Origin of the sequence: Streptomyces sp. NBC_01232 (assembly GCF_035989885.1) — a bacterium.
Taxonomy (GTDB): domain Bacteria; phylum Actinomycetota; class Actinomycetes; order Streptomycetales; family Streptomycetaceae; genus Streptomyces.
In genome coordinates this window covers 348,118-373,026 of the sequence record NZ_CP108518.1, presented here as the reverse complement: position 1 = coordinate 373,026, position 24,909 = coordinate 348,118, and the positions used below count along the sequence as shown (strand labels likewise).

Here is a 24,909-nt window from a genome sequence, read left to right as displayed (position 1 = left end):
GCGGGGGTAGGCGCGTCGTGGATCCGCGGTCCCCCGTTCGGCGGGGCGCGGCCCGGAGAAGGGAGTGATCGCCATGCGCACGGCGGCAGCACGGGTCATGGGGGCGGCCACGCTCGGTTACGGAGTGGCGGTCGCCTGCCGGCCCCGTGTGCTGGCACGGCCCTGCGGCCTGCCGGACCACGGCTCCTCCGCCCTGCTGATCCGGGCCCTGGGCGTACGGGACGCGGTCATCGGCGCCGCGATGGTGGCGGCCCCCGGGGGCGCTGCGCTGCATACGGCCGTTCTGTGCCGGGTCGCGGTCGACGCGGGTGACGCGCTGCTCTTCGGCACCTTCCTGGCCCGCCGCACCGAGCGCGCCAAGGCCGCCGCGGCCGCCCTGGCCTGGTCGGCGCTGTGTGGGTGGACGCTGGGCGGCGGCGGCCGCGCAGACGCGGCCCTGATGGAGGACGCGGCCAACGTCGCCGTACGGGGAGCCCAGGCCGCCTCGCGCGCGGAACTCTGAAGAACACGTGGAGGCCGACGCCGTCCACGAGCAGATCGTGCGCCATGAAGTCGTCGCGGGCCTCCTCGCCGACGAGCCGCGCCTCGAGGCGGACGTCGCCTTCGGCTGCGCCGCGACCGTCCTGCTGGAGGACCGCCTCGCGGCGCACCTCCCGAGGCCTGGGAGCAGGGGCGCAGTGCGTTGCGAACCTCCCTGCCGCAGGCTTGAGAGCGGACGCACGGGCGCGTGTTTGGCCGGCGAGGGGCCGGGCAGCCGCGTCAACACATACGGAAGCGGACCAACCCCGACCGGAGGAGCTGTTTCGCGTGTCTGAGCATGTCTGGAGCTACCGGCCGGCATCGGGTCACCTGGCCTGGGCCGACCTCACCGGATACAAGGTCGAGGCCACCGACGGAACCATCGGAAAGGTCGACAAGCACTCCTACGACGTGGGCGACGCCTACCTGGTCGTCGACATCGGTGTGTGGATCTTCGGCAAGGAGGTCCTCCTCCCGGCGGGCACCGTCTCCCGGATCGACCTGGAGGAGGAGAAGGTCCACGTGAACGCCACGAAGGACCAGATCAAGAACGCCCCCGAGTTCCACCGGGACAAGCACCTGCAGGACCCCGGCTACCGGCAGGAGCTCGGTACCTACTACGGCACCGGCGGGCTGCCCGGCGAAGGCCCGGTCGGCAGCCATCGCGCGTGACGGCGCAGGATCCCCCGCTGCCCGGCCCACGCCTGCCCCGCCGTTGAGAATTCCGTTGAAAATCATGGGGCGCGCCGCTGATTAAGGCGAATTTCGAGGGTACACGCCACCTGAGACGCCACGGCGGATCCACCTGGTCCGCCGAATTCCGAAGTGGGAACGAGGGCATCATGATTGTTGTCGGTCTTATTCTTCTGCTCGTCGGATTTCTGACCGGGATCTCCATCCTGTGGACCATCGGGATAATCCTTCTCGTGGTGGGCGCGGTGCTGTGGATCCTCGGCTCCGTCGGGCATGCGGTCGGCGGCCGACGCCACTATTGGTAGCCGGTCGGCCCGGCGCCGCCACAGGCGTGCGTGGTTCCCATTTCCGAGTACATTCCCCGGGGAGTGATCAGCTGTGTCGGGTAAGGAGAAGAGCCGGGCCAAGGCCGAGCAGGCCAAGGGAAAGCTCAAGGAGACGGCAGGCCGCGCGGTGGGCAATGAACGAATGACCGCGGAGGGCCGCTCCGAAATGGCCAAGGGCGATGCCCGCCAGGCCAAGGAGAAGGTCAAGGATGTCTTCAAGCGCTGACGCGCACCAGTGTTTCCGCCGAGGTCCCGCACCCCCCAGGGGCGCGGGACCTCGGCATGTGCACGGCGGTGTCGGCCGCGACGACGGATGCACGGAGCCGCGATACGTGTGAACGTGGGACGGCAAGGTTTCCGCGGGTGCGTGTGGCATCGGGGCGCTCACCTCGAAGGCGGCCACCTGTATCGACCTGAACCCGGGAGCGATGGGCGGCGGCGCAATGCGAAGCGTGGGCGTGGAGGAAGAGCTGCTGCTGGTGGACGCCACCACCGGTGAGCCGCTGGCGGTGTCGGGCGCGGTCCTGGAGGACGCGCACCGCTGCTCCGGGGAGTGCTCCAGGAGCGGGGGAGTGCAGGAGCACGTCTTCGAGCCGGAGCTCCAGAGGGAGCAGGTGGAGTTCGCCACCAAGCCGGTCACCGAGATGGGGGAGCTCCACGAGGAGATCCTCCGGTGGCGCGCGGAGGCGTCCCGGCATGCCGCGACCGCCGGAGCCCTCGTGGCGGCACTCGGGACCTCACCCCTGCCCGTACGGCCCTCGCTGAGCGCCGGGAAGCGGTACAAGTGGATCTCCGAGCAGTTCGGTCTCACCGCTCAGGAGCAGCTGACCTGCGGATGCCACGTCCACGTCTCGGTCGAGTCGGACGAGGAGGGCGTGGCCGTCCTCGACAGGATCCGCCCGTGGCTCGCGACCCTGATCGCGATGAGCGCGAACTCCCCGTTCTGGCAGGGCGCGGACAGCGGCTACGGAAGCTATCGGAGCCGGGTGTGGAACCGGTTGCCGTCGGCCGGGCCGGTGGACGTCTTCGGGTCCGCCGACCGCTACCACGAGCAGGTCCGCGCAATGGTGCGCACCGGTGTGCTGCGCGACGAAGGGATGATCTACTTCGACGCCCGCCTGTCGGCCGTCTACCCCACGGTGGAGGTCCGGGTCGCCGACGTGTGCCTGGAGGCGCGGACCACGGTGCTCCTGGCCGCCCTCGTCCGCGCGCTGGTCGAAACGGCCGCCCGGTCCTGGCGCGCCGGAGAGCCGCCGGCCCGCGTCGGTACGGACCTGCTGCGGCTGGCGGGCTGGCGCGCCGGCCGGTCGGGGCTGGACGGACCGCTGCTGGACCCCCGGACGATGGGGGAGATCGCGCCGGGCGACGCCGTACGGGCCCTCCACGAGCACGTCCGCGAGGCGCTCGTCGACCACGGTGACCAGGAGCGGGTGTGTGCGGAGATCGCCGTGCTCCTGGAACGCGGCAACGGCGCCCGCACGCAGCGCGCGCTGCTGAGCGAGCGGGGCGATCTCGCCGGCGTCGTCCTGGGCTGCGCGGATATCACCACGGCCAGGCCCGCCGCGTGAGGCCGCAGCGGCTCAGTCCGCCGCGGTGTAGCGCACGCGCGCCCAGAGCGGGAGCACGAACCAGCACAGCAGGTACCAGGCCAGGACCCCCGCGACCAGCCACGGCACGACGGCGTTGTGGGTGGCCACCCTCAGCACGAGCAGCAGGGCGGAGGTGCAGGTGGCCAGGAGCAGGATCAGCCCGATGAAGGTCAGGCGCGAGGCCCATGCGACCGCCTCGGGCTTGATCTGCCGGCCCGAGACGATGCGGTGGAAGGAGACGGGACCGATGAGGGCCCCCGTCGCCAGTGCGCCGAGCATCACGGTGACGATGTAGATCACCTTGTCGGTCTGCGGCAGTCCTTGGAAGTGCGCGGTGAAGGCGACGGTCAGCAGGAATCCGAAGAGGATCTGTACGCCCGTCTGCGCGACGCGGATCTCCTGGATGAGCTCCTGCCACTGGCGGTCGGCGCGCTCCTCCACGCTCTCCCTGCGCCCGTCCCGGGCATGCTCGGTCATGCTGCCTCCCTCTGTCCGACGTGGAGTGCGTGCGTGCGCACCGGACGTCCCGTCACTGTGCACCGGCCGGCGCACGCGCGGAGCGCTTCCGAGCCGGTGACCTTGAGGTCACCGGCCGGGGGTACCCGGACGGGGGCGTCCGTGAAACGCCCATTCGCCCGCGTCACCGGGTCGCCCTCGCGCCGGGCACCGGCCGGGCGGCGGGCTCCCGCGCCCGCTCGGCGTTGAACTGGGCCCCGGTGAGCAGGGCCAGGTTGGCGAACCAGAGCCAGACGAGGAAGACCACCACACTGGCCAGCGAGCCGTAGAGCCGGCCGTACGTGTCCAGCTCCGTGTACAGCGTGAAGAGCCCCGAGGCGGCCAGCCAGAGCAGGGCCGCCAGGACCCCGCCGGGTGCCCCTGATCCGGGCCGGGCCGGTGCGGAAGACGATCAGCACCAGGAGGGTGACGACCACCAGCTGCACGGGCCAGCGCAGCAGCACGATGCCGTCCGGGCCGCCCCCGCCCGTCGCCCGTACGACCCAGTGGGCCAGCGGCCCCGACACGAGCAGTCCCACGGCGCCCACGAAGAGCAGGACCAGCAGCAGGGCGGTCATCAGCAGGGTGTGGGCCGCACGGAGCGGGGGCCGGGTGTCGGGCACCCGGTACATCGTGTGCAGGGCCCGGCGGAAGACGGCCAGATAGCTGCACGCCGACCACAGGGCGCTGAGCACACCGCTGATCAGCAGGGCCCACATCGAGGTCCGCTCCGCCGACAGGCCACCGAGTGCGTCGCTGAGCACCTGCGCCGACTGGGGCGGTGCGTACGAGGCGATCTCGGCGATCAGCCGGTCCCGTGTCGCCTCGCCCAGCAGCCCCACGAGGGAGACCGCGATGACGAGCGCGGGGAGGAGCGCGAGGACGGCGTAATAGGTGAGGGCCGCGGCGTGGTCGGTGAGGTTCTCGGTCCACACGTGGACGGCCGTACGCCGCAGCGCGGCGCGGACGCGCGCCGCGGGGGCGGCGGGCGCACCGGCTCGGCGTGGTGCGGTGCGGAAAATGTCGGTCACACGGCGCGAGTGCCCTGACAGGCCCGTGACATGCGCCCTCGGGTCGCCGAGTACCACCGCCGGCCGGACGGACACGGTCGCAGTATTCATGGCGGACCGTCAGCGGTGGGCGCGTACCGGGCCGTTGGCCGGGTAAGCGCGCCCCCATGACATGGAGCCACGCGCGGCGGCGCGTCGAGGAGTCCGAGGAGTCCGAGGAACGGGCCACGACGGCCACCGGGCGGCAACGCCGTCCGGCCCATCCGGTCGTCCGGGCGCTGGCCATGCTGCTGGCCTTCGTCGGGACCGTCCTGTTCAGTGCGGTGCTGGCCCGGCTGACGCTGGAACCGTCCGCCGCCTCGGCGGACCTCGTGCACAGCAATGTCCGGCCCGGACATTCGATCAGCGCCTACCTGGACGGGACATCGACGATCGAGGCACTGCGCCAGCTGGGCGGGAACCTGCTGCTGGGGCTGCCGTTCGGGGTGCTCCTGCCCGTCCTGCTGCCCCCGGCCCGGGGGCTGCTGCGGGTCGCGGCGGTGACGGTCGTCCTGATGACCCTGGTGGAGCTCACCCAGGGCGCCCTCATCACGGGGCGCGTCTTCGACATCGACGACGTCATCCTCAACACGGCCGGGGCGCTCATCGGCTACCTGCTGATCGGCCTGCGGCTGGGGCGGGCGGTGCACCCGCGCCGCAGGCACTGGTGGAACCGCTGAACCCGGGCGGGTGGTGCGCCCGCCACCCGCCCCGGGATCAGACCTCGCGCCAGCGGGCCATCGCCCAGGAGAACGCCCCGAAGAGGATCAGCCCGACGGCGACCACGACCAGCAGCCACGGCCCCGCCGGCGTCTGGGTGAAGGACCTCAGGGTGTCGTCGATGCCCTTGGCCTGCGCCGGGTCGTAGCGCACCGCGGCGAACACGACGAAGCCGCCGACCGCCGCGAAGAGGGCGCCCCGGGCCAGGCCGCCGGCCACCCCCAGGAAGTCGACCGCCTTGCGCCACCGCTCCGAGACCCCGCCCATGGCGAGATGCTTGCGGAAGGTACGCCGCGCCGCCTGCACCGCGATGACCACGCCGGCCACGGCGATGCCCAGGCCGGCCGCGCCCACCAGCCACCGCCCGGCGGGCAGGTCCATCGCCTGCGCCGTCACATCGCGTGACTGCTGGTCTCCGGAGCGAGCGTTTCCGCCCGCCGCGAAGGACAGGACGGAGAAGGCGACCACGGCGTAGAAGACGGTCCGTCCCGCCGCGGCCAGCCGCTTCGTCACCTTGTCCCCGTCCGGCCCGGCCGCACCGAAGACGGCCTCCGACAGCCGCCACAGCATCATTCCCACGAGCCCGATGGCCACGGCCCAGACGAGAACGCTGCCGAACGACCTGCCGGCGAGCTCCTGCAGGGCGCCCTGCCGGTCGGCCTCCTTGCCCCCGGAGTCACCGAGGGCGACGCGCAGGGCCAGCACCCCGACCAGTACGTACAGCACCCCGCGTGCCAGCAGCCCGCAGCGCGCCGTGACCTCCCGCGCCCTGCCGCCGCGGGACGCTGCCCGGACGCCCTTTTCCGCCTGCGCGCTTCGCATGGTGGTCAGACCTCGCCCCGCCAGGCGCCCGTAGCGACTCCACGGGACTCGATGAACAGCTTGAACCGCCGCAGATCGCCGGCGACCTGGCGCTTGACGAAGCCGAGCTTGTCGGCGGCGCTCTCGGCCAGCCCCTCGGGCACCCAGTTCATGTGCAGCACGACCTTGGTGGTGGTCGCGTCGATCGGCTGGAAGGTCACCAGCCCCGCCTGGCGCGTCTCCCCTTCCACCGTCATCCACGCGACGCGGCGGTCCGGCAGCTGCTCGGTGATCTGCGCGTCGAACTCACGCTGCACGCCGTTCACGTTCGTCACCCAGTGGGTGAGCGTGTCCGTGCGCTGGTCGATGCGCTCGACCCCCTCCATGAAGGCCGGGAACTCCTCGAACTGCGTCCACTGGTTGTAGGCCGTGCGTACGGGAACGTTGACCTCGACGTACTCCTCGACGTGCGACATGCGTCTCCCTTCCGTGCCGTCTGCGGCCCCGCGTCCTGCGAGGACCCTTCAACGGCCCGGCTACCCGTCCCAGGGCCCCGCATGCGCCGATGCGGCTTCATGCCGCCGGGCTCCGATGCCGATGACAGGGACGAGCACAGGGACGAGCACGGTGACAGGCGCCCGGTGGGCGCGACGAGAGCCGGGCGGAAGGAGTGGTCGTGGCGGAGACGGACCTGGACGCGTTCGCCGAAGTCCTGGGCGGCCCCGTGTACGTGGTCACCGTGGCGGCCGGGGGCGAGCGGTCGGGCTGCCTCGTGGGCTTCGCCTCGCAGTGCTCGATCCGGCCGCCGCGCTTCATGGTGTGGCTCTCCGTGCGCAACCACACCTACCGTGTGGCGCGCGGTGCCTCGCACCTGGCGGTGCACGTGCTGGACCGCGGCGGGCAGCCGCTGGCCGAGCTGTTCGGCGGGGAGACGGGCGACGAGGTGGACAAATTCGGGCGGGTCGACTGGCGGCCCAGCGCCGACGGCAGCCCGGTGCTGAGCGGAGCCCGCGCCTGGTTCGTCGGCCGGATCGAGGCACGGACCGACGGGGGCGATCACGTCGGCTTCCTCCTGGCACCCACCGAGGTCTGCCCACCGGTCCGGCCCGCCCCCGTGCTGTTGCGGTACGGCGACGTCAAGGACATCGACCCCGGGCACCCGGCTTGACCGGCCATGTGCCCGGGAAGCCGGACGGCGGCCGCACGCGGTGCCCGGGGGGACGGGACACCGGCGCGGCCGCCGTTCTCGGTGGGTCGCCGCCCCGCTCGAAACGGCGACCCACCGACACTGACGCGTATGGCCGCGAATCGAGGGCTCAAACAGCAGCACTGGAAGAGAGCGCGGTGACGTGGGCCACGCCGTGCCGGCCGGGGCCGCCCCGCACCCTCGTACCTACTGGTACGTGACGTGCACGGTGCGGAAGCCGAGGGAGTGCAGCAGCCCCTTCAGCATCGCCGTCGTGTTCTTCTCGGCGCGCTCCGCGAGACCGCTGTCGCGGGCCGCCTCGCCGATGTGCTGCGCGGCGAGCTTCTGCACGGCCTGCTCACCGGCCGGGTTGTCGGAGAACAGATCGCCGATCCGGTCCAGCAGGCCGCGCTGCTTGGACACCGCGTACGAGCGTTCCGGATCCAGAGCGGCGGTCCCGAGCACCGGGCGCGGCAGCCGGACGGTGGCCTCGGTCCGGTCTCCGTTCACCGTGACGCTCTGCTCGCCGAGGCCGCCCATGTCCACGTAACCGCCGACCGTGCCGGCCCCGACGTACAGGGTGCGCGTCCCCCGGATCGCATCCGGCAGGAACGCCGCGTCCTTCTCCAGGTCCACGACCACCTGGAAGTTGCCGACGGCGGCCTCGTAACGGTGCATGTCCTGCAGTGACTTGAGCAGCGCGGGGCCGGAGCGGTCGCGGGTCTGCGCACCGAACAGTCCGCCGAACCCCGGCACCAGGCTGAAGCGCTCCACGAGCACGAGCAGTACGACGACCACCGCCAGGCCGACGGCGATGCGCCCCCACCACGGGCGACGCGCGCCGCCCGGCCGATCCGAAGAGGTTTCCATGTCCCGCGGATACCCCCTGCCCGCTGTTCCAGCATGCGGGGACCGGGACGGTGGCCTACCGGTGCCGGGCCAGCGTGTGGACCAGGACGAGAAGGGCGAAGGCGATGACGATCAGATGGACCCAGGCGGGACCGGGCGCTGCGGTCAGGGCCGGGGAGGTGAGCGCGTTCGATGTCATACCGCCCGCCTGCCCCCGAGGGCCGCGCTGAAGCTCCCGTACGGGAACCCGGGCGCGGGACGGGTCGGCCGGGTCAGCGGCCGGTGGACCTGCCGGAGGTCAGCCGCGACGCCTCGATCTCGGCCCAGACGGCCTTGCCGTTCTCGTGGGTGCGGGTGCCCCAGCGATCGGAAAGACGCTCCACGATGTAGAGGCCGTGGCCGCCCGGCAGTCCGCGCTGCGGGGACGGGTGGCGGCGGGGCAGCGTCGTCGTGCCGTCGAAGACCTCGATCCGCAGGACCTCACCGGCCGAGAGGACGAGTTCGACGCACCCCCCCGCGTGCAGCGACGCGTTGGTGAGCAGCTCGGACACGAGGAGCAAGGTGTCCTCGGAGGTCTCGGTCCCGTCCCAGCCCCAGTCCAGCAGGGCCTGGCGCGTGAAGTCGCGGCCCTTGGCCACATGGCCGCGCACGCCCGAAAGGGCCAGCCGGCGGCGCTGTCCCGCGAGGGAAGGTCCGGCAGGCCGTCGATCGCCGGTTTCCGGTCCGATGGTTTCCACTGTGCTCTCTCACCCCCACCGTTGACGCTGGTTCTTGTTCGCGGGAACGAAGCGGTCCCCCCGGGCCCGCGGGCACCTGAACATGCCCGCGACATTCTAGGGGACAGCCGTTCCCTCAGGAGGTGGTCATGTGCAGTCTCAGAGTGAGGCCGCTGTCGAGGGCGCGGATCTCGACCAGGTCGCACAGCTGGTGGATCATCCACAGGCCGCGGCCGCCGTTGGCCGACGCCAGTGCGGGGCGACGGCGCCCCGCCAGCGGGTCGGCGAGGTGGCCGCCGTCGCGGATCTCGGCCACGACCGTGCCGTCGGCGGTGCTCCACAGCCGGAGCGAGCCCTTCCCGTCCCCGTGGGCGAGGGAATTGGCGGCGGCCTCGCTGACAGCGAGGACGAGATCGCCCCGCCGGGCCGCGCTCAGCGTCGTGCCGCGGGCCCAGCCCTCGGTCTGGGCCCGCACCTCGCCCAGCTCCCCGTGGGTGTACGCGAGCCGGGGCGCGGCGCCCTCGGGCTCGGGCAGGGGGTGGTCGCACCCGGCGCAGACGGAGGCGGCGTCGGTGTAGTGCGGGCTGAGGAGGACCTTGCCCTCCTCCATCACCACGGGATGCGTCCGCCGGGCGTCGGACACCACGGAGGCCGGCAGGCCCAGGGTGTCGTACGGGCACAGGACGGTGGCCCGCCGCCCCGCGAAGGCGGTGTTGATGAGCGCCTCGTGCCGGGTGGCCTCCAACGCCTCGGCCTGCGAGCGGCCGGGCCAGATCGGCTCGCCCACGATCCGGGCCGGCCGGTCCGCACGGCGGTCGGCGAAATCCTGCAGGGAGGCCAGGATGCGGCCGGGGTTGCGCCCCAGTTGTGTCATGTCCACCCACGTGACGTCGGCCGAGGTGGGGCCGATGCTCTCGCGCAGAGCGTCCAGGTGCCCGCCGGGCACCGCCACCATCACCGGCTCGTCGGCCGCGAGGGCGGCCCGTACGAAGCCTCCCACGCCTGCCAGGTACTCCTCGTGACCCCGGTAGAGGAGGGCGGGGTGGACGAAGGCCCCGGGATCGGTCGACGCAGGAAGGTTGATCATGCTGCGACCTCCAGCGCGGCACATTCGTCCGGGAACATCTCCACTACCTTGCGGAGCGAGTATGGCGGGTGGTGGAGCAGCAGGCGACGCCCCTGACCGGCAACAGCGGCGTTCGCCTGCACCAGCGCGGCGACGGCGGCCGCGTCGAGGAAGGCCACGGCGGAGAGGTCGAGGTGGACGACCGCTCCGGGGATCCGGATGACGACGCCCAGCGCCGCGCTCAGGATCGGCCGCGAGTCGAGGTCGCAGCTGCCGCTCAGCAGGGCGCCGGGACGGTCGCGCAACGGCCGGGCGGTCAGCGTCGGCACCGCCCCGGTTCCGGCCCCGGTGCCCGCACTGGTCCCCGTACCGGTGTGCGCGCACCGCACGACGGCGTCCGCCCACATCACGTCGTCGTAGAGCGGCTGCGCGCCGACGGGCGGTACGGACCCGTCGTGCCGGTGGGGTGAGGGCATGACCGTGGCCTACGCCGAGAGCATTCCGGCGCGCAGCCGGGTCAGCGTGCGGGAGAGCAGGCGCGAGACCTGCATCTGCGAGATGCCCAGTTCCGCACCGATCTCGGCCTGGGTCTTCTCCTGGCCGAAGCGCAGCTGCAGGATCAGCCGGTCGCGTTCGTCCAGTTGCTCCAGCAGGGGTGCGAGGGTGTGGAAGTCCTCGAAGAGTTCCATGGCGGGGTCGACATCACCGAGCCGGTCCGCGAGCGGACGCATCGTGCGGCTCGTGGCCGACGGCTCCTCGCTCTCGGCGCCGGTGTCCAGGGAACCGCTCGTGTAGCCGTTCGCGGCGACCAGCCCGTCGATGACCTGTTCCTCGGTCAGTTCGAGGTGCTGGGCGACCTCCTTGACCGTCGGGGACCGGCCCAGGACGTCGGTCAGGGCCTCCTGGGCCTTGGCGAGCTCCGTACGCAGTTCCTGCAGACGGCGCGGCACGTGCACGGCCCAGGTGGTGTCACGGAAGTACCGCTTGATCTCACCGGTGATGTACGGCAGGGCGAGGGTCGAGAACTCGACCTCGCGCTCCGGATCGTAGCGGTCGATGGCCTTGATGAGACCGATGGTTCCCACCTGGATGATGTCGTCCATGTCCAGGCCCCCGCCCAGCACGCGGGCGCGGAAGCGCCGCGCGGCGAACTGCACGAGGGAGAGGTTCATCTCGATCAGCGTGTTCCGGGCGTACTGGTACTCGTGCGTGCCCTCTTCCAGCGTGCGCAGGCTCAGGAAGAAGAGCTTCGAGAGCTCGCGTGCGTCGGCAGGCGGCATCTCCCGGGCGTTCTTCACCTCGGGCAGTTCCACGTCCTGCCCGGGGGCTCCCACGACGGCGGGCGCAGCGGGCGTGATCTGCACGTCTGTTGCACGAATGGGGCTTACGGCGGTGGCCGAGCGAGTCATGTGGCCGTTCCCTCCCGATTGACTGACGGCTGCTCGGGCGCTTGTGCCCCGACTTCCGGGTCCTATTCGCTCTGCGCGGAAAACTTTTCCTCCGGTCGCCGGAGGGGGAGGCGGGCCCGGTCTCCGGGCGTGTGTGCGGCGGGGCTTGGCGTCCTCGTCACGTCAACGAGCAGGCATACTCCCTTGCGAAGCCGTAGACAGGTGACGATCCGGGGAGGCGGACATGACCGGAGCAGCGGACGCGTACCACGAAGGCGTCGTCGGGGACAGTTACCCCGCCGGGGCCGGGTGGGTGGTGGCGGCGCACGGGGAGCTCGACCAGGACACCCTGGCCCCTCTGGAGACGGCGCTCGTCTCGGCCGCGGACCGGCACGGACTGGTCGTACTGGACGCCGGCTCCATCACCTTCGGCGACTCGTCGTTCCTGAATCTGCTGCTGCGGCTGCACCGTCAGACCACGCTGCGCGTCGCCGCCCCGGGCGAGCAACTGCGCCGCCTGTTCGCCCTGACGGGCGCCGACACGGTCCTCTCCCTGCACCCGAGCGTCGAGGAAGCCGCCGGGGGGTCATGAACGGCATGCCCCGCCCGGACCGGCCGGCGGGCCGGTGTGCGGGTCCGGGTTCGGGTGCGCATGCGGGTCGGGTGCGCCGACGGGGCGGAAGCAGGCCGTGATCGCCTTTCCGCCGTGGCACGCGTGGACGTCCCAGGAGTCGGCGAGGACGGTGACGATCCCGAGCCCGCGGCCCGACGTGGCGCCGACATCGCCGTCGGCGTCGGCCTCCTTCGGGCGGGGCAGGCGAGGATCGCCGTCGGCGACGCTCACATGGACGCAGACACCGTCCCAGGAGAGCACGAGGTGGGCGGTGCCCTCCGCGTGCAGATGGGCGTTCGTGACGAGTTCGGAGACGCTGAGGAGCACGGAATGAGCCGTGTCCGCAGCCGATGCGTCCTCCCACGGCAACGAGTCCAGATGCGCGGCGGTCCACTGCCGTGCCGCCCGCACCCCCCTCGACACCGGGAACGAGCGTGCCCAGCCCACGGCCTTGACCGCCAACGCCCTCACCTCATTTCATCAATTGTGTCGTTCGTCACCGGTTCGTCTACCCCCCGATCGCGCGAGCACCCACGGCTCGCACCGCCCTGCGGGGAGCAGCTGATTCGCGGCGGCCCGGTGAACGGGTGATCAGGTGCCCCGGGTCGGCGCTAGCCTTCATCACTGGTCGTATGTCGGTGGCGGATCCCCCGGCCGGGCCAGGGCGTCCGGTGCGCATACGCGCCGCGTCCTGTCCCGTGTACCGGCACGGTCGATGTCTAGAGTGAGGTTGGCGGATGGCTGAGCGGACGGGCACGGAGGCGTTGGGCGGTTCGCCCGCACTTCCCGGCGAGGACAGGATCGGCGAATCGGAACTGCGCCAACTGCTGGCCGGCCTGACGGCCGTACGGGACGGGGACTTCCGTACCCGGCTGCCCGACACGGCGGACGGACTGCTCGGCGAGATCGCCACGGTCTTCAACGGGATGGCCGACCAGCTGTCCCTGTTCACGTCCGAGGTGACGCGGGTGGCCCGCGAAGTGGGCACCGAGGGCACGCTCGGCGGTCAGGCGGACGTACCCGGGGTCGGGGGAGCCTGGCTGGACCTCACGGATTCGGTCAATTTCATGGCCGGAAACCTCACCGCCCAGGTGCGTTCCATCGCGCAGGTCGCGACGGCTGTGGCCAAGGGCGACCTCTCGCAGAAGATCACCGTCACCGCGCGCGGAGAGATCCTGGAGCTGAAGGAGACCATCAACACGATGGTCGACCAGCTCTCCGCCTTCGCCGGGGAGGTCACCCGCGTCGCCCGTGAGGTCGGCACCGAGGGCAGACTCGGCGGCCAGGCGGACGTCAAGGGTGTCTCCGGAACCTGGAAGGACCTGACGGAGTCGGTCAACGTCATGGCCGACAACCTGACGGCCCAGGTGCGTTCGATCGCGGAGGTCACCACGGCGGTGGCCCAGGGGGATCTGACACAGAAGATCCGGGTGGACGCGCGCGGGGAGATCCTGGAGCTGAAGGAGACCATCAACACGATGGTCGACCAGCTCTCGGCCTTCGCCGACGAGGTGACCCGGGTGGCCCGTGAGGTCGGCACCGAGGGCAACCTCGGCGGCCAGGCCACGGTCCGTGGGGTCTCCGGCACCTGGAAGGACCTCACCGACAACGTCAACGTCATGGCGTCCAACCTGACGGGGCAGGTGCGCTCCATCGCCCAGGTCGCCACCGCCGTCGCCCGCGGCGACCTCTCGCAGAAGATCATGGTCGAGGCCAAGGGCGAGGTCGCCGCGCTGGCCGGAGTCATCAACACGATGGTGGACACGCTCTCCGCGTTCGCCGACGAGGTGACCCGGGTGGCCCGCGAGGTCGGCACCGAGGGCAGGCTGGGCGGGCAGGCACAGGTTCCCCATGTCGCGGGCACCTGGAAGGACCTCACCGACAACGTCAACTCGATGGCGAACAACCTCACCGGCCAGGTCCGCAACATCGCCCTCGTCACGACGGCCGTCGCCAACGGCGACCTGTCCAAGAAGATCGACGTGGACGCCCGCGGGGAGATCCTCGAGCTCAAGACCACCATCAACACGATGGTCGACCAGCTCTCCGCCTTCGCCGCCGAGGTCACCCGCGTCGCCCGCGAGGTCGGCAGCGAGGGCCGGCTCGGCGGCCAGGCCGAGGTCGAGGGCGTCTCCGGCACGTGGAAGCGCCTGACCGAGAACGTCAACGAGCTGGCCGGCAACCTGACCCGCCAGGTCCGGGCCATCGCCGAGGTCGCCAGCGCCGTCGCCGAAGGCGACCTGACCCGGTCCATCACCGTCGACGCCTCCGGCGAGGTCGCCGAACTCAAGGACAACATCAACTCGATGGTGGGTTCGCTGCGCGAGAGCACGCGGGCCAACCAGGAGCAGGACTGGCTCAAGTCCAACCTCGCCCGCATCTCGGGCCTGATGCAGGGCCACCGGGACCTCGCCGCCGTCGCCGAGCTCGTCATGGACGAACTGACGCCGCTCGTCGCCGCCCAGTACGGCGCCTTCTACCTCGCCGAGGACAGCCCCCACGGCACCGTACTCACCCTGGTCGGCTCGTACGGCCGTCCCGCCGGAGCGGGCGAGGGCACCGGCTTCGCCCTCGGCGAATCCCTGGTCGGACAGGCCGCACGCAGCCACCGCATCATCGCCACCGACCAGGTCCCCAGCGGCTACGTCATCTCCTCCGGGCTCGGCCACACCACCCCGGGCAGCCTGATCATCCTGCCGATCGTGGTGGAGGACCAGGTCCTCGGCGTGATCGAGCTCGCCTCCTTCTCCGCCTTCACACCCGTGCACCGGGACTTCCTCGGCCAGCTGATGGAGACCATCGGCGCCAACGTCAACACGATCGTCGCCAACGCCCGCACCGACGAGCTCCTCGGCGAGTCCCAGCGGCTCACCGGCGAACTCCAGGCACGCTCGGAGGAACTCCAGGTCCAGCAGGAGGAACTCCAGCGCTCCAACGCGGAACTGGAGGAGAAGGCCGCCCTCCTCGCCAGCCAGAACCGGGACATCGAGGCCAAGAACCTGGAGATCGAGCAGGCCCGGCAGGAACTGGAGACCCGCGCCCAGCAGCTGTCGCTGGCCTCCACCTACAAGTCCGAGTTCCTGGCCAACATGAGCCACGAGCTGCGCACCCCGCTCAACAGCCTGCTCATCCTGGCCCAGTTGCTCGCCCAGAACCCGACGCGCAACCTCAGCCCGAAGCAGGTCGAGTACGCGGGCATCATCCACTCGGCGGGCTCGGACCTCCTCCAGCTGATCAACGACATCCTCGACCTGTCGAAGGTCGAAGCCGGAAAGATGGACCTCAACCCCGAGCGGGTGCATCTGCCGCAGCTGCTCGAGTACGTCGACGCCACCTTCCGCCCGATGACCACGCAGAAGAGCCTCGACTTCACCGTCACCACCGCCCCCGACGCCCCGGCCGACCTGCTCACCGACGACTCACGCCTGCGGCAGGTCCTGCGCAACCTGCTCTCCAACGCCGTCAAGTTCACCGAGCGCGGCGGCGTCGAACTCCGCATCGAACCCGCCACCGCCCCCGAGCTCCCCGCCGGGCTCCAGGGCCGCGGGCCCATGCTGGCCTTCCGGGTACGGGACACCGGCATCGGCATCCCCGACCAGCAGCTGGAGTCCGTCTTCGGCGCGTTCCAGCAGGCCGACGGCACCACCAGCCGCAAGTACGGCGGCACCGGCCTCGGACTCTCCATCAGCCGCGAGATCGCCCAGCTCCTCGGCGGCGCCGTCACCGCGGAGAGCACCCAGGGGCAGGGCAGCACCTTCACCCTCTACCTGCCGGTCAGCCGCGCGGACTACGAGGGCGAGCGCCTTCCCGACGCCCCCGCGCAGGCCCCGTACACGGCGGCCACCACCGCGGCCGCCGAGCCGTCCGGGGGCGCGGCCACGGCCGCCGTCCCGCCCCAGCGGCAGGCCCGCCGCCTCCTGGTGATCGAGGAACGGCCCAACGGCCTCCTCTCCCTCGTCGCCGAGAGCGCCGACCGGGACTTCGCCCCCCGCCACCGGTCGGGCGGGGACCACGGCGGAATCCAGGTCGTCAACGCCACGAGCTCGCGGGATGCCGCCGCCGCCCTGGCGGCGGACTCCTTCCACTGCGTCGTCCTCGAACTCGACATGCCCGACGGCGAAGCCCTGCGCTTCCTCGACGCACTCGACGGAGACCCGGCCCTGTCCTCCCTGCCGGTGCTCGCGCACAACAACCCCCGCTGGAAGTCGGGACAGGAACAGGCATTGCGGGAGCGGTCCGTGTCACGCCACCTGGAGCTGCTGTCCAGCCTGGACGAGCTCCGGGAACGCATCGTGCTGCACCTGTCCGCCGACCAGCCGGGAGACGTCCTTCCGCTCGTCCACGAGGGGGCGGAGGGGCAGCAGACCGTGACCCCGGTGCTCGACGACGGCCTGCTCGGACGCACCGTCCTCGTCGTCGACGACGACGCGCGCAACCTGTACGCCCTCAGCGGTGTGCTCGAACTGCACGGTGTGCGCGTCCTCCACGCGGAGGACGGACGCAAGGGCATCGACACGCTCACCCGCAACGAGGGCGTGGACCTGATCCTGATGGACGTGATGATGCCGGAACTCGACGGCTATGCGGCGACCGCCGAGATCCGGCGAATGCCGGCCTACTCGGGGCTGCCCATCATCGCCGTCACCGCCAAGGCCATGCCGGGGGACCGGGAGAAGAGTCTCGCAGCGGGGGCCAGCGACTACGTGACGAAGCCGGTCGACGCCGACGACCTCATCGCCCGTGTCCGGCACTGGCTCACCGGATGACCGCCATCCCTCCTGCCCCTGCCGCCCCGCTCGCACCGCCTGTACGGTCGGGAGCCCCGCAGCCCGTTCAGCAGGGCCACCCCGACCGTCCCACCAAGGAGCCGGCAGTACGGTGAGTACCCCCGACACACAGCAGCACGACGATGCCCGGACACCGGGAGCGGTGGTCGGGGAGCCATGCCGCAACGCCATTCCGCACCAGGCCCCCACACCGCTCGGACGCCTGGTCGCCACCGTCGAACGGCTGCGCCGCGAAGTGCGGGAGGCACACGCCGCCGCCGACGGCAGGGCCCTGGTCGAACTGGCCAAGGGCATCCTGATCGGGCAGCTGAACTGCACCCCCGCCGCGGCGGCCCGGCAGCTCGACGAGCTGTCCCGCGAGACCGGGCTGCCCCCGCTCGAACTCGCCGCCGACATCGTCAACCAGGCGGCCCGCGACCACGTCAGCGAGGTCGCCGCCGAGTTCGCCCGGCGCACCGGCACACCGGAACCGGCCGAGCGGTCCACCGCCGTCGCGGTACGGCTGCGCACCGCCGAGAGCGGGGTACTGGCCGCGGCCGCGGACACCCAGGCGGTGGCCGAGTCCCTCCTCACGAACGCCCTGGGCCCCCTGGGTGCGGTCGCCGTCGCCGTGTGGAGCGCGGCCCCCGACGGCTCCCTGGCCCTCGCCGGGCACGCCGGGTTCGCGCCCGGGGAGGCCGCGCGCTGGCGCCACGTACCCCCGGGTGTCTCCACCGTCGCCCGCCTCGCACTGCGCGAGCGCCGCCTGGTCGCGCTCGCCCGCCTCAGCCGCGAGGGGCTTCCCTCGATCGGCCACCTCCAGTGGCCCGACGGCGGGCGGATGGCCGTACCCGCCGGGACCGGCGGCCGGATCCACGGCGTCCTCGAAATCTGCTGGCCGCAGCCGCTCGCGCCGCAGCCCCCGCAGATCGAGCGCCAGGTCGAGGCCCTCGCCGAACTGTGCGCCCGCACCATGGACGCCGCACCGCCGGGCGGGCGCGGCACCCCCGAAGCGGTGCTCCCGGACGTCGCCGAGCTGATCGACCTCTCCGAGGGCCTCCACGATCCCGCCGTGGTCCTCACCCCCGTGCTCGACACCGACGGCCGGCTCACCGACTTCCGCATCCGCCACGCCAGCAGCCGCTTCGTCGATCCCGCCGGGCGGCAGCGCGGCGACGTGAACGGCGCGCTGCTGCTGGAGGCCTACCCGATGGCGGCCGGCGAGAGAGGGCTGTTCGACATCGTCGAGCGCGTCCACGCGACCGGCGAGCCCTTCCGCGCCGAACGCATGAGCCTGACCGCGCTGGTCGACCAGATCCCCCTCACCTCCGTCGCGGACATCAGCGTCAGCCGGCACGGCGCGGCCGTCCTGCTGATCTGGCGCGTCGAGGACGAGACCGCGCGACTGGCCGACCTCCTCCAGCACGCCCAGCGGCTCGGCCGGATCGGAGGCTTCGAGGAGAACCTCGTCACCGGCGAGACCACCTGGAACGCGCAGCTGTACGCGCTGCACGGACTGCCCGCCACCGCGCCACCCGTACACCTGCGGGAACTGCCCGACTACGCTCACCCCGACGACTCCGCCGCCCTGGGCCGCTTCCTGCGGGCCGTACTGCGCTACCGCCGTCCGGCATCCGTCAACCTCCGCCTGCGGAGGTCCGACGGGATCACCCGCCACGTCCGCGTCGTCGCCGAGCCCGTCCTCGACGCCGACCAGCGCCTGCATGCCGTCCGCGGCGCCTACCAGGACATCTCCGCACAGCACTGGACCGAGGTCGCCCTCGCCGCGACCCGGGACCAACTCGCCCACAGCGAGGCCGAGTCCGCCGAGCGCAACCGCCTCGCCCTGCAGCTCCAGCACGCCATCATGCCGCCCACCCCGCCGGCCATCGAGGCCCCCGGGCTGCGCGTCGCCGTCCGCTACCGGCCCGCGGAGACCGAGTCGCTCGTCGGCGGCGACTGGTACGACACCGTGGTCCTGCCCTCCGGGCTGATCATGCTGTCCGTCGGAGACGTCGCCGGGCACGGCATCGAGGCCGCCACCGGCATGGTCGTCCTGCGCAACGCCCTGCGCGGACTCGCCGTGACCGGAGCGGGCCCCGCCCAGCTGCTGTCCTGGCTCAACACGGTGACCCACCACCTCGCCAAGCACGTCACCGCCACCGCGGTCTGCGGACTCTTCGACCCCACCACCAGGGTGATGCGCTGGGCCCGCGCCGGGCACCTGCCGCCCGTACTCGTCCGCGGCGGCGAGGCCGAGGCCTTCCCGCTCATCGAGGGCCTGCTCCTGGGTGCGATCCCCGAAGTCACCTACGCCGAGCGGGAGGTGCGCCTCGAACCGGAGGACACCCTCCTGATGTTCACGGACGGCCTGGTGGAGCGGCGGGACTCCTCGGTGCAGGACTCCCTCGGCCACCTCGTGAACGCGGCGGCCGCCTGCGCCGGAGACCTGGACCAGCGGCTGGACCGCCTCCTCACCGAGAGCCGGTCCGACACGGACGACGACACCTGCGTGATCGGAATCCAGGTCGGCTGAGTGGGCGGGGCGACGGCCTAGTCTCTGGTGCGTGATCACCACACGCCTCGTCCGGACCTGGGAGGTCCTCCCCTGCGAGGGGTACGCGACCGCCTGGGCCGAGCTCACGGGACGCCGGCTCGCCGCACGCGGGCGGGCCGTCGGGCTGGTGCCCGAGCCCTACTGGGTGACGTACGGGCTCGACACCGGCGACGACTTCGTGACGTCCCGGCTCCGGGTCACCGCGGACCTCGGCGGGCGGACCCTGAGCCTGGACCTGCGCAACGACGCGGGCCGCTGGAGCGTCGACGGTACGCACCGTCCCGACCTCGACGGCGCGCTCGACTGCGACCTGGGGCTGTGCCGACCTGCGCGGCCCACGAGATGCGCACGACCCGCACGACGCCCGCGCCGGACGCCGCGGCGCGCGTGTCCGTTTTTCGTCCGGCGACTTCCGCAGCGACATCGAGTTCGACGAGCGGGGAATGGTCCTCGACTACCCGGAACTGGCCATTGCGCTCGCCCGCTGACGGAGCGCAAGGACGGCTCCCGGGCCGCTGGGCCGGCCGTGTTAGCGTGCGGGCATGCGCGCTCCCATCGGGCCCTTCGACAACGCGGTGCCGGCTCCCGACTGCCTGGCGGATCTCGTCCCGCCCGTGGCCGGAGCCGTTGGAGGCCGGGCCGGGGACGTGCCCGCCGAACAGATCCTCTACGTGGACACCGACCCCGAGATCGCCGACACGAGCGCCTTCGTCGCGCACTACGGGCAGGAGCTGCTCGGCCAGTCGGCGAACTGCGTGGTGGTCGCCGCCAAGCGCGGCGGCGAGGTCACCCTCGCCGCCTGCCTCGTGCCCTCGGCCGGCCGGATCGACGTCAACGGAGCAGTCCGCCGGCACCTGGGCGCGCGCAAGGTGTCCTTCGCGCCGATGGAGACGGCCGTGGAACGGACGGGCATGGAGTACGGGGGCATCACCCCGCTGGGTCTGCCGGACGGCTGGCCGCTGCTGGTGGACGCGGCGGTCGCCGACATGCCGTACGTGCTCGTGGGCAGCGGCCGCCGCCGCGGCAAGCTCATCGCCCCCGGCAAACTGTTCGCGGAGCTCCCCGGCGCCGAGGTCATCGAGGGCCTCGCGCTCTGACCCTCAGCCGATTCCCACGGTGTACGCGGCGCGGTAGCCGGCCCCGTCGGGGACCAGGGGCAGCGTCATCGCGGCTCCGGCGGCACGGTAGCGGCTGTCGCGGGCGTTGGGGTGCTTCGGCACCCGGCGCTCGGAGTACGGCGGGCGCGCGTACGCCTGCAGCAGGAGGTCCTCGGGGAAGAAGAACTGCGAGGTCGTCTCGGTCCGGCTGTCGGGACGCACCTTGAAGTGGATGTGCGGCGCCAGCCCCGCGTACCAGCCGGGCACGATCGTGCGGAACGTACTGCGGCCGGCGCCGTCGGTGACCTGGGTGCCGCGCAGGAAGGTGTCCCCGCCGGTGGAGTAGTCGCCCGCGGCGTCGGCGTGCCAGATGTCGACGGCAGCGTCGGCGACCGGCCGGCAGCCCGCGGAGACCCGGACGACGGTGAGGTCCAGCCGGAACGGCACGCCCTTGCGGCCCTCCGTGATGTCCGAGCGGACCCGGTCCAGGTCGAGGTAGTACGGTCCGGCCCCCGCCTTCACGGCGAGGACGCAGGCGGGAGCGCTGGCGCCGGGCGACGGCGACGCAGGCGCAGACGCGGCGCGCGACGAGGGCGCGGACGGCTGCCCGGCCGCCCCTCGCGTCCCTGCCGCGCCGGAACAGGCCGCCGTCAGTGCCGCGACCCCGGCCGATCCGGCAGCCAGCAGCAGGGCGCGTCGGCTGGTCGGGGAACTGCCGTTCTCGGTCATGCGAACCTCTCCCGCGCGCTTCACGACCGCCGCACGGGACGCGACGGCCACCGACCGCGCCCACCGTGCCGGACGGAAGGCGTCCCGGCCACCACCGACACACCGGGGCGGGCGGACGGCACTCCGGCGACACGTCGTGGATCCGCATCCGAACGAGGACAGGACCTGACCTCGTTCCTGCCTACGGTGGTGATGTCACGTCACGTCATCAGGAGCGACAGGAGAGGACGAAGCCGATGGACCGCTTTGCCCCCGAGGGCTACACGAGCGTCGCACCGTGGGTCGTCACCGACGACACCGGCGCCCTGCTCGACTTCATCACCGCCGCCTTCGACGGCGAGGAGATCGCCAGGGTGGAGGTCGAGGACGGCAGCATCGGCCACGGCGAGATCCGCGTCGGCGACACGGTCGTACTGGCCTTCGACCGGCGGCCCGACTGGCCGGTGATGCCCGCCATGCTGCGGGTCTACGTGCCCGACGCGGACGCCGCCATGGCCGCTGCCGTCGCTCATGGGGCCCGGGTGGTCACCGAGGCCGTCGACAGCGCGTGGGGAGACCGCGGGGGCCGGGTGAGGGACCCGTTCGGCAACATCTGGTGGGTGACGAGCCGGGTCGAGGAGGTCGCACCGGACGAGGCCTGGCGGCGCATGGCGGAGCCCAAGTACGCCGCATCGATGCGCACGGCCCAGCAGACCCTCGACGCCGAACTCAGCGGCCGGCCAACGGGATTCGCCAGCACCCCGCAGCGCCCCGGCACCCCCTAAGCCAGGCCGTCGAGGCTCCGACGCTGCGCGGGGCTCAACCGGAGGTCCGCCGCGGCGACGTTCTCCTCGAGGTGGGCGAGCGAGGCCGTACCGGGAATCGGCACCACGACCGGGGAGCGGGCGAGCAGCCAGGCGAGCAGGAGCTGGGGAGTCGTGGCACCGAGTTCGGAGGCGACGGCATCGAGTTCCCCGGCCCGGCCGGGCGTGGCGGCGGCGACGGGGCGCCACGGAAGGAAGGCGATCCCGGCGGCCTCGCAGGCCTCCAAGACGGGCTCGTACTCCCGGTCCAGCAGGTTGTACCGGTTCTGCACGCTCGCGATCTCCGCGGTCCGCCGGGCCTCGGCGAGCTCTGAGGCGCTGACCTCGGACAACCCGATGTGCCCGATCTTGCCCTCCTGCTGGAGTTCACGGAGCGCACCCACCTGCTCCGCCACGGGCACCTTCGGGTCGATCCGGTGCAGTTGGAGCAGGCCGATCCGTTCCGTACGGAGCCGGCGCAGTCCGTGCTCGACCTGCTCGCGCAGGCTGTCCGGCCGTGCGTCGTAGGCCCAGCCCTCGGGGCCGTCGCTCCGGACGACCCCGACCTTGGTGGTGATCAGCAGGTCGTCCGGATAGGGGTGGAGGGCCTCGGCGAGGAGCTCTTCGTTGGCGCCCCATCCGTAGAGGTGCGCGGTGTCGATCAGGCCGACCCCCAGCTCGACGGCGCGGCGGGCCACCGCGATCGCGCCGTCCCTCTCGGCTCCCGAGCCGGTCGGCAGCCGCATGGCACCGAACCCGAGCCGGGGCACCGGGTATTCACCGCCGATGGAAAGGGTCCGGGCCACGGCAGGCGTATGTGAAGTCATCAGATTCCCCTCGTCGGCGCGACGATACCCGGCCCGTCTCCGCCACCGGCCCCCAACTCGGCCGGTTCTGCAGCCCGTACGGCTGTCGCGGCTGCGGCGGGCGGGGCTACCGTGGAGGCCGCGCCCGGGGGAGGGCGACGGGCGAAGGGGGACCCATGCTGGACGAGGCGATGGTCGCGCTGGCGGCTTCGGTCGGATCGGGCGTCGTACAGGCCGCCGGTACGGACGCCTGGCTGGCTCTGCGGAACCGGCTGGCCCGGCTGCTCGGCCGAGGGGACCGGCAGCAGGAGACCGTCCAGCTGGAGCGACTGGACCGGACCGCGGCCGAACTGTCGGCGGCAGAAACGGAACAGGACCCCGGCGGCCCGGTGGGCGACGGGGGCGAGGAGCGGGCGAGACACGGCGCGGCTTGGCGAACCCGTACCGAGGACCTGCTGGAGCAGCTGGAACCGGTCGAACGGGCCGCGGTCGCGGCGGAACTCCGGGCCCTGCTCGCCGAGGCCGGGGATGCGGTGCGCCCGGCCGCCGGGGGAGTCGCGCGGAACGTCTTCCTCGGTCCGGCGGCGGTCCAGTCCGGGGACGGCAACGTCCAGGTGAACCGGTTCGACTCCCGCCCGTGACCGGGTCCGGGCCCGATGACGACCGCCGTGGGGACGCCTTCCACGGTGCGGCCGGGGTGCAGCGCGGCAGCGGAAACCTGCAGGTCAACGTCCACGAGCACCGCGTCGGCATCCTGTCTGCCTGCGCGGTCGCGCTGGTGTGCGTGGCGACCGTGATCGCCGTCCGGGTGGGCGGTGACCGGGGCACCGAGTCGGTCGCCCCGCCCGCCGGGAGCACGGCCACGACGCCGGGCACGAGTTCGGCCACGCCCCCGGGCACCACCCCGGGCACGGCCGGGCCGGATCCGTCGGCGCTCACCGGGCGGCTGATCAACCGCGGCAGCGGGCTGTGCCTACGGGTGCCCGGGCCCGGGGACGGCCTGGTGCCGGTGCAGGACACGTGCACCGGGGCCGCCGACCGGACCTGGACGCTCGCACTGCAGGAGGACGGCGGCACCACCCGCACCCTGCGCAACGCGGACAGCGGCCGATGCCTGGCCGTGGCGGGCAACGAGAACCACTCGCCCGCCCGCCAGCACGCGTGCACCGGCCGGCGCGGGGACAACCAGCACTGGGAACTGATGTGGGGGACGGGCGAGCGGGCCGAGTACTTCGTGCTCCGCAACGCGGTCAACGCCAAGTGCCTGGTGGTGCAGGGCCGCGAGCCGGCCCGCCCGGCGGCACAGACCTCCTGCGGCGAGCAGTACGACGACCAGTGGTGGCACCTCGCCCCTTAGGTCGTCTCTTTCGGATCTTGTCGGTCGGCCCGCGTCGTCCGGTGCCGTGCATCGCAAGGCGGAGGAGCGCCGTTGTACTGGACGTACTGCGGTGCTCCGACAACGCGGCGAGGTGCGGTGCCGGGCGACGCGGGCCCGGCAAGATCCGAAAGAGACGACCTAGGGGGACGGGTGCCCGCAGCACCCCCAGGAGCCTGCGCCGGGCCGGGGACCGGCCCGTGCACGAAAATTTCACAACTCGGCCCGGCCCGCGCCCGATGTGCCTCCACGGATGCCACCCCGCTGCGGTGCCGCCCGCCACGAGCCGCTCCGGATCCGGCCTCGGGGGTGGTTCCGCAGGAGCCTGCGCTTACCGGTCCGCGAAACGACAGGGCCGGCCCGGGAGGTCCGGCTTGGCGTGAACCCGCCGCACCGGCGGACCCATTGGAGCATGCCCCTCCGCCGGGGGCGCCGAGAACGTTCCAGGCAGCCGCGGCACGGACCCGTAGCACTGCAAGGAGTCCGACCAGGCGGCCGGATGCGGTGCCGAGTCGGGTCCGGCGTGAAATCGAGGTCCTTCGGGCCGCCGTGAACCCCGTCGTACCCAGGAGCCGTCCTCGCGGCGGCGGGCACACCGGCGCCGGGGGGTCCGCCGCGGCCGTGCCCGCGTCATGTGCGGGGCGTCTTTGCTGATTCATGGCCGGGGCATGGCAAGGATGTTACGCGTCCGTTGACCTCTTGTGGGTGAGCGGGGGGTGGGTCAACCTTTCGGGGGCGGCAGCCTGTTGGACACGTTGTCATGAACATGGCCATCGGACTCTGCCTC

The 24,909-nt window shown here is 72.3% G+C and carries 27 protein-coding genes and 2 pseudogenes; 16 read left to right on the top strand and 13 right to left on the bottom strand.

Annotation, left to right across the window (positions count from 1 at the left end):
- Positions 1–73: 73 nt before the first annotated feature.
- The 6 genes and pseudogenes from OG444_RS01880 (at position 74) to OG444_RS01855 (ending at position 3,106) form a co-directional block, all read left to right on the top strand.
- On the top strand, positions 74–502 hold the full coding sequence (locus tag OG444_RS01880; protein WP_327260384.1) for a hypothetical protein: 429 nt from the start codon (positions 74–76) through the stop codon (positions 500–502).
- Positions 498–709: pseudogene (locus OG444_RS01875) on the top strand (iron-containing redox enzyme family protein); the annotation flags it as partial. The gene OG444_RS01880 and the pseudogene OG444_RS01875, both read left to right, overlap by 5 nt.
- Positions 710–807: 98 nt before the next feature.
- Positions 808–1,191: a PRC-barrel domain-containing protein gene (locus tag OG444_RS01870; protein ID WP_327260383.1), complete on the top strand. Its 384-nt coding sequence runs from the start codon at positions 808–810 to the stop codon at positions 1,189–1,191.
- Between the two features lie 170 nt (positions 1,192–1,361).
- Positions 1,362–1,517 carry a DUF6131 family protein gene (locus OG444_RS01865; protein WP_229920453.1) on the top strand — a complete coding sequence of 52 codons (156 nt, stop codon included), beginning with the start codon at positions 1,362–1,364 and terminating at the stop codon, positions 1,515–1,517.
- A gap of 73 nt (positions 1,518–1,590) precedes the next feature.
- On the top strand, positions 1,591–1,764 hold the full coding sequence (locus tag OG444_RS01860; RefSeq protein WP_327260382.1) for a CsbD family protein: 174 nt from the start codon (positions 1,591–1,593) through the stop codon (positions 1,762–1,764).
- Between the two features lie 217 nt (positions 1,765–1,981).
- Positions 1,982–3,106 (top strand): glutamate--cysteine ligase, encoded by a 1,125-nt coding sequence (locus OG444_RS01855; protein WP_327260381.1) that lies wholly within the window; start codon positions 1,982–1,984, stop codon positions 3,104–3,106.
- A gap of 12 nt (positions 3,107–3,118) precedes the next feature.
- On the opposite strand, the gene OG444_RS01850 is transcribed toward OG444_RS01855, so the two are convergent.
- Positions 3,119–3,604, bottom strand: coding sequence for a DUF6328 family protein (locus OG444_RS01850; RefSeq protein ID WP_327260380.1), 486 nt, complete (start codon positions 3,602–3,604; stop codon positions 3,119–3,121).
- A complete protein-coding gene (locus OG444_RS40715; protein WP_442810446.1) occupies positions 3,601–4,653 on the bottom strand; it encodes a YihY/virulence factor BrkB family protein in 1,053 nt (350 codons plus the stop codon). The genes OG444_RS01850 and OG444_RS40715 overlap by 4 nt, the downstream gene beginning before the upstream one ends.
- Before the next feature lie 146 nt (positions 4,654–4,799).
- On the opposite strand from OG444_RS40715, the gene OG444_RS01835 reads away from it, so the two are divergent.
- Positions 4,800–5,351 (top strand): VanZ family protein, encoded by a 552-nt coding sequence (locus OG444_RS01835; protein WP_327260379.1) that lies wholly within the window; start codon positions 4,800–4,802, stop codon positions 5,349–5,351.
- A gap of 37 nt (positions 5,352–5,388) precedes the next feature.
- On the opposite strand, the gene OG444_RS01830 is transcribed toward OG444_RS01835, so the two are convergent.
- On the bottom strand, positions 5,389–6,213 hold the full coding sequence (locus OG444_RS01830; RefSeq protein WP_327260378.1) for a DUF1206 domain-containing protein: 825 nt from the start codon (positions 6,211–6,213) through the stop codon (positions 5,389–5,391).
- A 5-nt stretch (positions 6,214–6,218) separates the two neighbouring features.
- Positions 6,219–6,668 carry an SRPBCC family protein gene (locus tag OG444_RS01825; RefSeq protein WP_327260377.1) on the bottom strand — a complete coding sequence of 150 codons (450 nt, stop codon included), beginning with the start codon at positions 6,666–6,668 and terminating at the stop codon, positions 6,219–6,221.
- Positions 6,669–6,868: 200 nt separating this feature from the next.
- On the opposite strand from OG444_RS01825, the gene OG444_RS01820 reads away from it, so the two are divergent.
- Complete coding sequence (locus tag OG444_RS01820; protein ID WP_327260376.1) at positions 6,869–7,360, top strand: flavin reductase family protein; 492 nt, start codon at positions 6,869–6,871, stop codon at positions 7,358–7,360.
- Positions 7,361–7,585: 225 nt separating this feature from the next.
- Here the strand turns inward: OG444_RS01820 and OG444_RS01815 are convergent, their stop codons facing one another.
- The 6 genes from OG444_RS01815 to OG444_RS01790 form a co-directional block, all read right to left on the bottom strand.
- Positions 7,586–8,248, bottom strand: coding sequence for a DUF4230 domain-containing protein (locus OG444_RS01815; RefSeq protein ID WP_327260375.1), 663 nt, complete (start codon positions 8,246–8,248; stop codon positions 7,586–7,588).
- Positions 8,249–8,303: 55 nt separating this feature from the next.
- Positions 8,304–8,426, bottom strand: coding sequence for a hypothetical protein (locus OG444_RS01810; RefSeq protein WP_327260374.1), 123 nt, complete (start codon positions 8,424–8,426; stop codon positions 8,304–8,306).
- 73 nt (positions 8,427–8,499) lie between these two features.
- Entirely contained in the window at positions 8,500–8,877 is a 378-nt protein-coding gene (locus OG444_RS01805) for an ATP-binding protein (RefSeq protein ID WP_327260373.1), read from the bottom strand.
- A gap of 202 nt (positions 8,878–9,079) precedes the next feature.
- Entirely contained in the window at positions 9,080–10,030 is a 951-nt protein-coding gene (locus tag OG444_RS01800; protein WP_327260372.1) for a sensor histidine kinase, read from the bottom strand.
- Positions 10,027–10,485, bottom strand: a complete 459-nt coding sequence (locus OG444_RS01795; RefSeq protein ID WP_327260371.1) for an STAS domain-containing protein — start codon at positions 10,483–10,485, stop codon at positions 10,027–10,029. The genes OG444_RS01800 and OG444_RS01795 overlap by 4 nt, the downstream gene beginning before the upstream one ends.
- A 9-nt stretch (positions 10,486–10,494) precedes the next feature.
- Positions 10,495–11,418: a SigB/SigF/SigG family RNA polymerase sigma factor gene (locus OG444_RS01790; protein ID WP_327260370.1), complete on the bottom strand. Its 924-nt coding sequence runs from the start codon at positions 11,416–11,418 to the stop codon at positions 10,495–10,497.
- 223 nt (positions 11,419–11,641) lie between these two features.
- Between OG444_RS01790 and OG444_RS01785 the strand changes: the two genes are divergently transcribed.
- Entirely contained in the window at positions 11,642–11,989 is a 348-nt protein-coding gene (locus OG444_RS01785) for an STAS domain-containing protein (protein ID WP_327260369.1), read from the top strand.
- Here the strand turns inward: OG444_RS01785 and OG444_RS01780 are convergent.
- A complete protein-coding gene (locus tag OG444_RS01780) occupies positions 11,984–12,472 on the bottom strand; it encodes an ATP-binding protein (protein ID WP_442810445.1) in 489 nt (162 codons plus the stop codon). The genes OG444_RS01785 and OG444_RS01780 overlap by 6 nt on opposite strands.
- 275 nt (positions 12,473–12,747) lie before the next feature.
- Here OG444_RS01780 and OG444_RS01775 point away from each other — a divergent pair, with 275 nt between their 5' ends.
- The 4 genes and pseudogenes from OG444_RS01775 to OG444_RS01760 all read left to right on the top strand — a co-directional run bounded on the left by OG444_RS01775 (position 12,748) and on the right by OG444_RS01760 (position 20,430).
- Positions 12,748–16,776: a HAMP domain-containing protein gene (locus OG444_RS01775; protein ID WP_327260367.1), complete on the top strand. Its 4,029-nt coding sequence runs from the start codon at positions 12,748–12,750 to the stop codon at positions 16,774–16,776.
- A 112-nt stretch (positions 16,777–16,888) separates the two neighbouring features.
- The gene (locus OG444_RS01770; protein WP_405786880.1) at positions 16,889–19,312 is read left to right on the top strand and encodes a SpoIIE family protein phosphatase; all 2,424 of its coding nucleotides are present in this window, start codon (positions 16,889–16,891) and stop codon (positions 19,310–19,312) included.
- 31 nt (positions 19,313–19,343) lie between these two features.
- Positions 19,344–19,595 (top strand): annotated as a pseudogene (locus tag OG444_RS01765) (putative glycolipid-binding domain-containing protein); the annotation flags it as partial.
- Between the two features lie 280 nt (positions 19,596–19,875).
- On the top strand, positions 19,876–20,430 hold the full coding sequence (locus tag OG444_RS01760) for a YbaK/EbsC family protein (protein ID WP_327260366.1): 555 nt from the start codon (positions 19,876–19,878) through the stop codon (positions 20,428–20,430).
- 3 nt (positions 20,431–20,433) lie between these two features.
- Here OG444_RS01760 and OG444_RS01755 read toward each other — a convergent pair whose 3' ends face one another.
- Entirely contained in the window at positions 20,434–21,159 is a 726-nt protein-coding gene (locus OG444_RS01755; protein WP_327260365.1) for an intradiol ring-cleavage dioxygenase, read from the bottom strand.
- 236 nt (positions 21,160–21,395) lie between these two features.
- Here OG444_RS01755 and OG444_RS01750 point away from each other — a divergent pair, with 236 nt between their 5' ends.
- Positions 21,396–21,923 carry a VOC family protein gene (locus OG444_RS01750; RefSeq protein ID WP_327260364.1) on the top strand — a complete coding sequence of 176 codons (528 nt, stop codon included), beginning with the start codon at positions 21,396–21,398 and terminating at the stop codon, positions 21,921–21,923.
- On the opposite strand, the gene OG444_RS01745 is transcribed toward OG444_RS01750, so the two are convergent.
- A complete protein-coding gene (locus OG444_RS01745) occupies positions 21,920–22,768 on the bottom strand; it encodes an aldo/keto reductase (RefSeq protein WP_327260363.1) in 849 nt (282 codons plus the stop codon). The two genes, OG444_RS01750 and OG444_RS01745, sit on opposite strands and share 4 nt — an antisense overlap.
- Positions 22,769–22,923: 155 nt before the next feature.
- On the opposite strand from OG444_RS01745, the gene OG444_RS01740 reads away from it, so the two are divergent.
- Both OG444_RS01740 and OG444_RS01735 read left to right on the top strand, forming a co-directional pair.
- Positions 22,924–23,388: a hypothetical protein gene (locus OG444_RS01740; protein ID WP_327260362.1), complete on the top strand. Its 465-nt coding sequence runs from the start codon at positions 22,924–22,926 to the stop codon at positions 23,386–23,388.
- Complete coding sequence (locus OG444_RS01735; protein ID WP_327260361.1) at positions 23,385–24,104, top strand: RICIN domain-containing protein; 720 nt, start codon at positions 23,385–23,387, stop codon at positions 24,102–24,104. The genes OG444_RS01740 and OG444_RS01735 overlap by 4 nt, the downstream gene beginning before the upstream one ends.
- Positions 24,105–24,909: the final 805 nt, after the last annotated feature.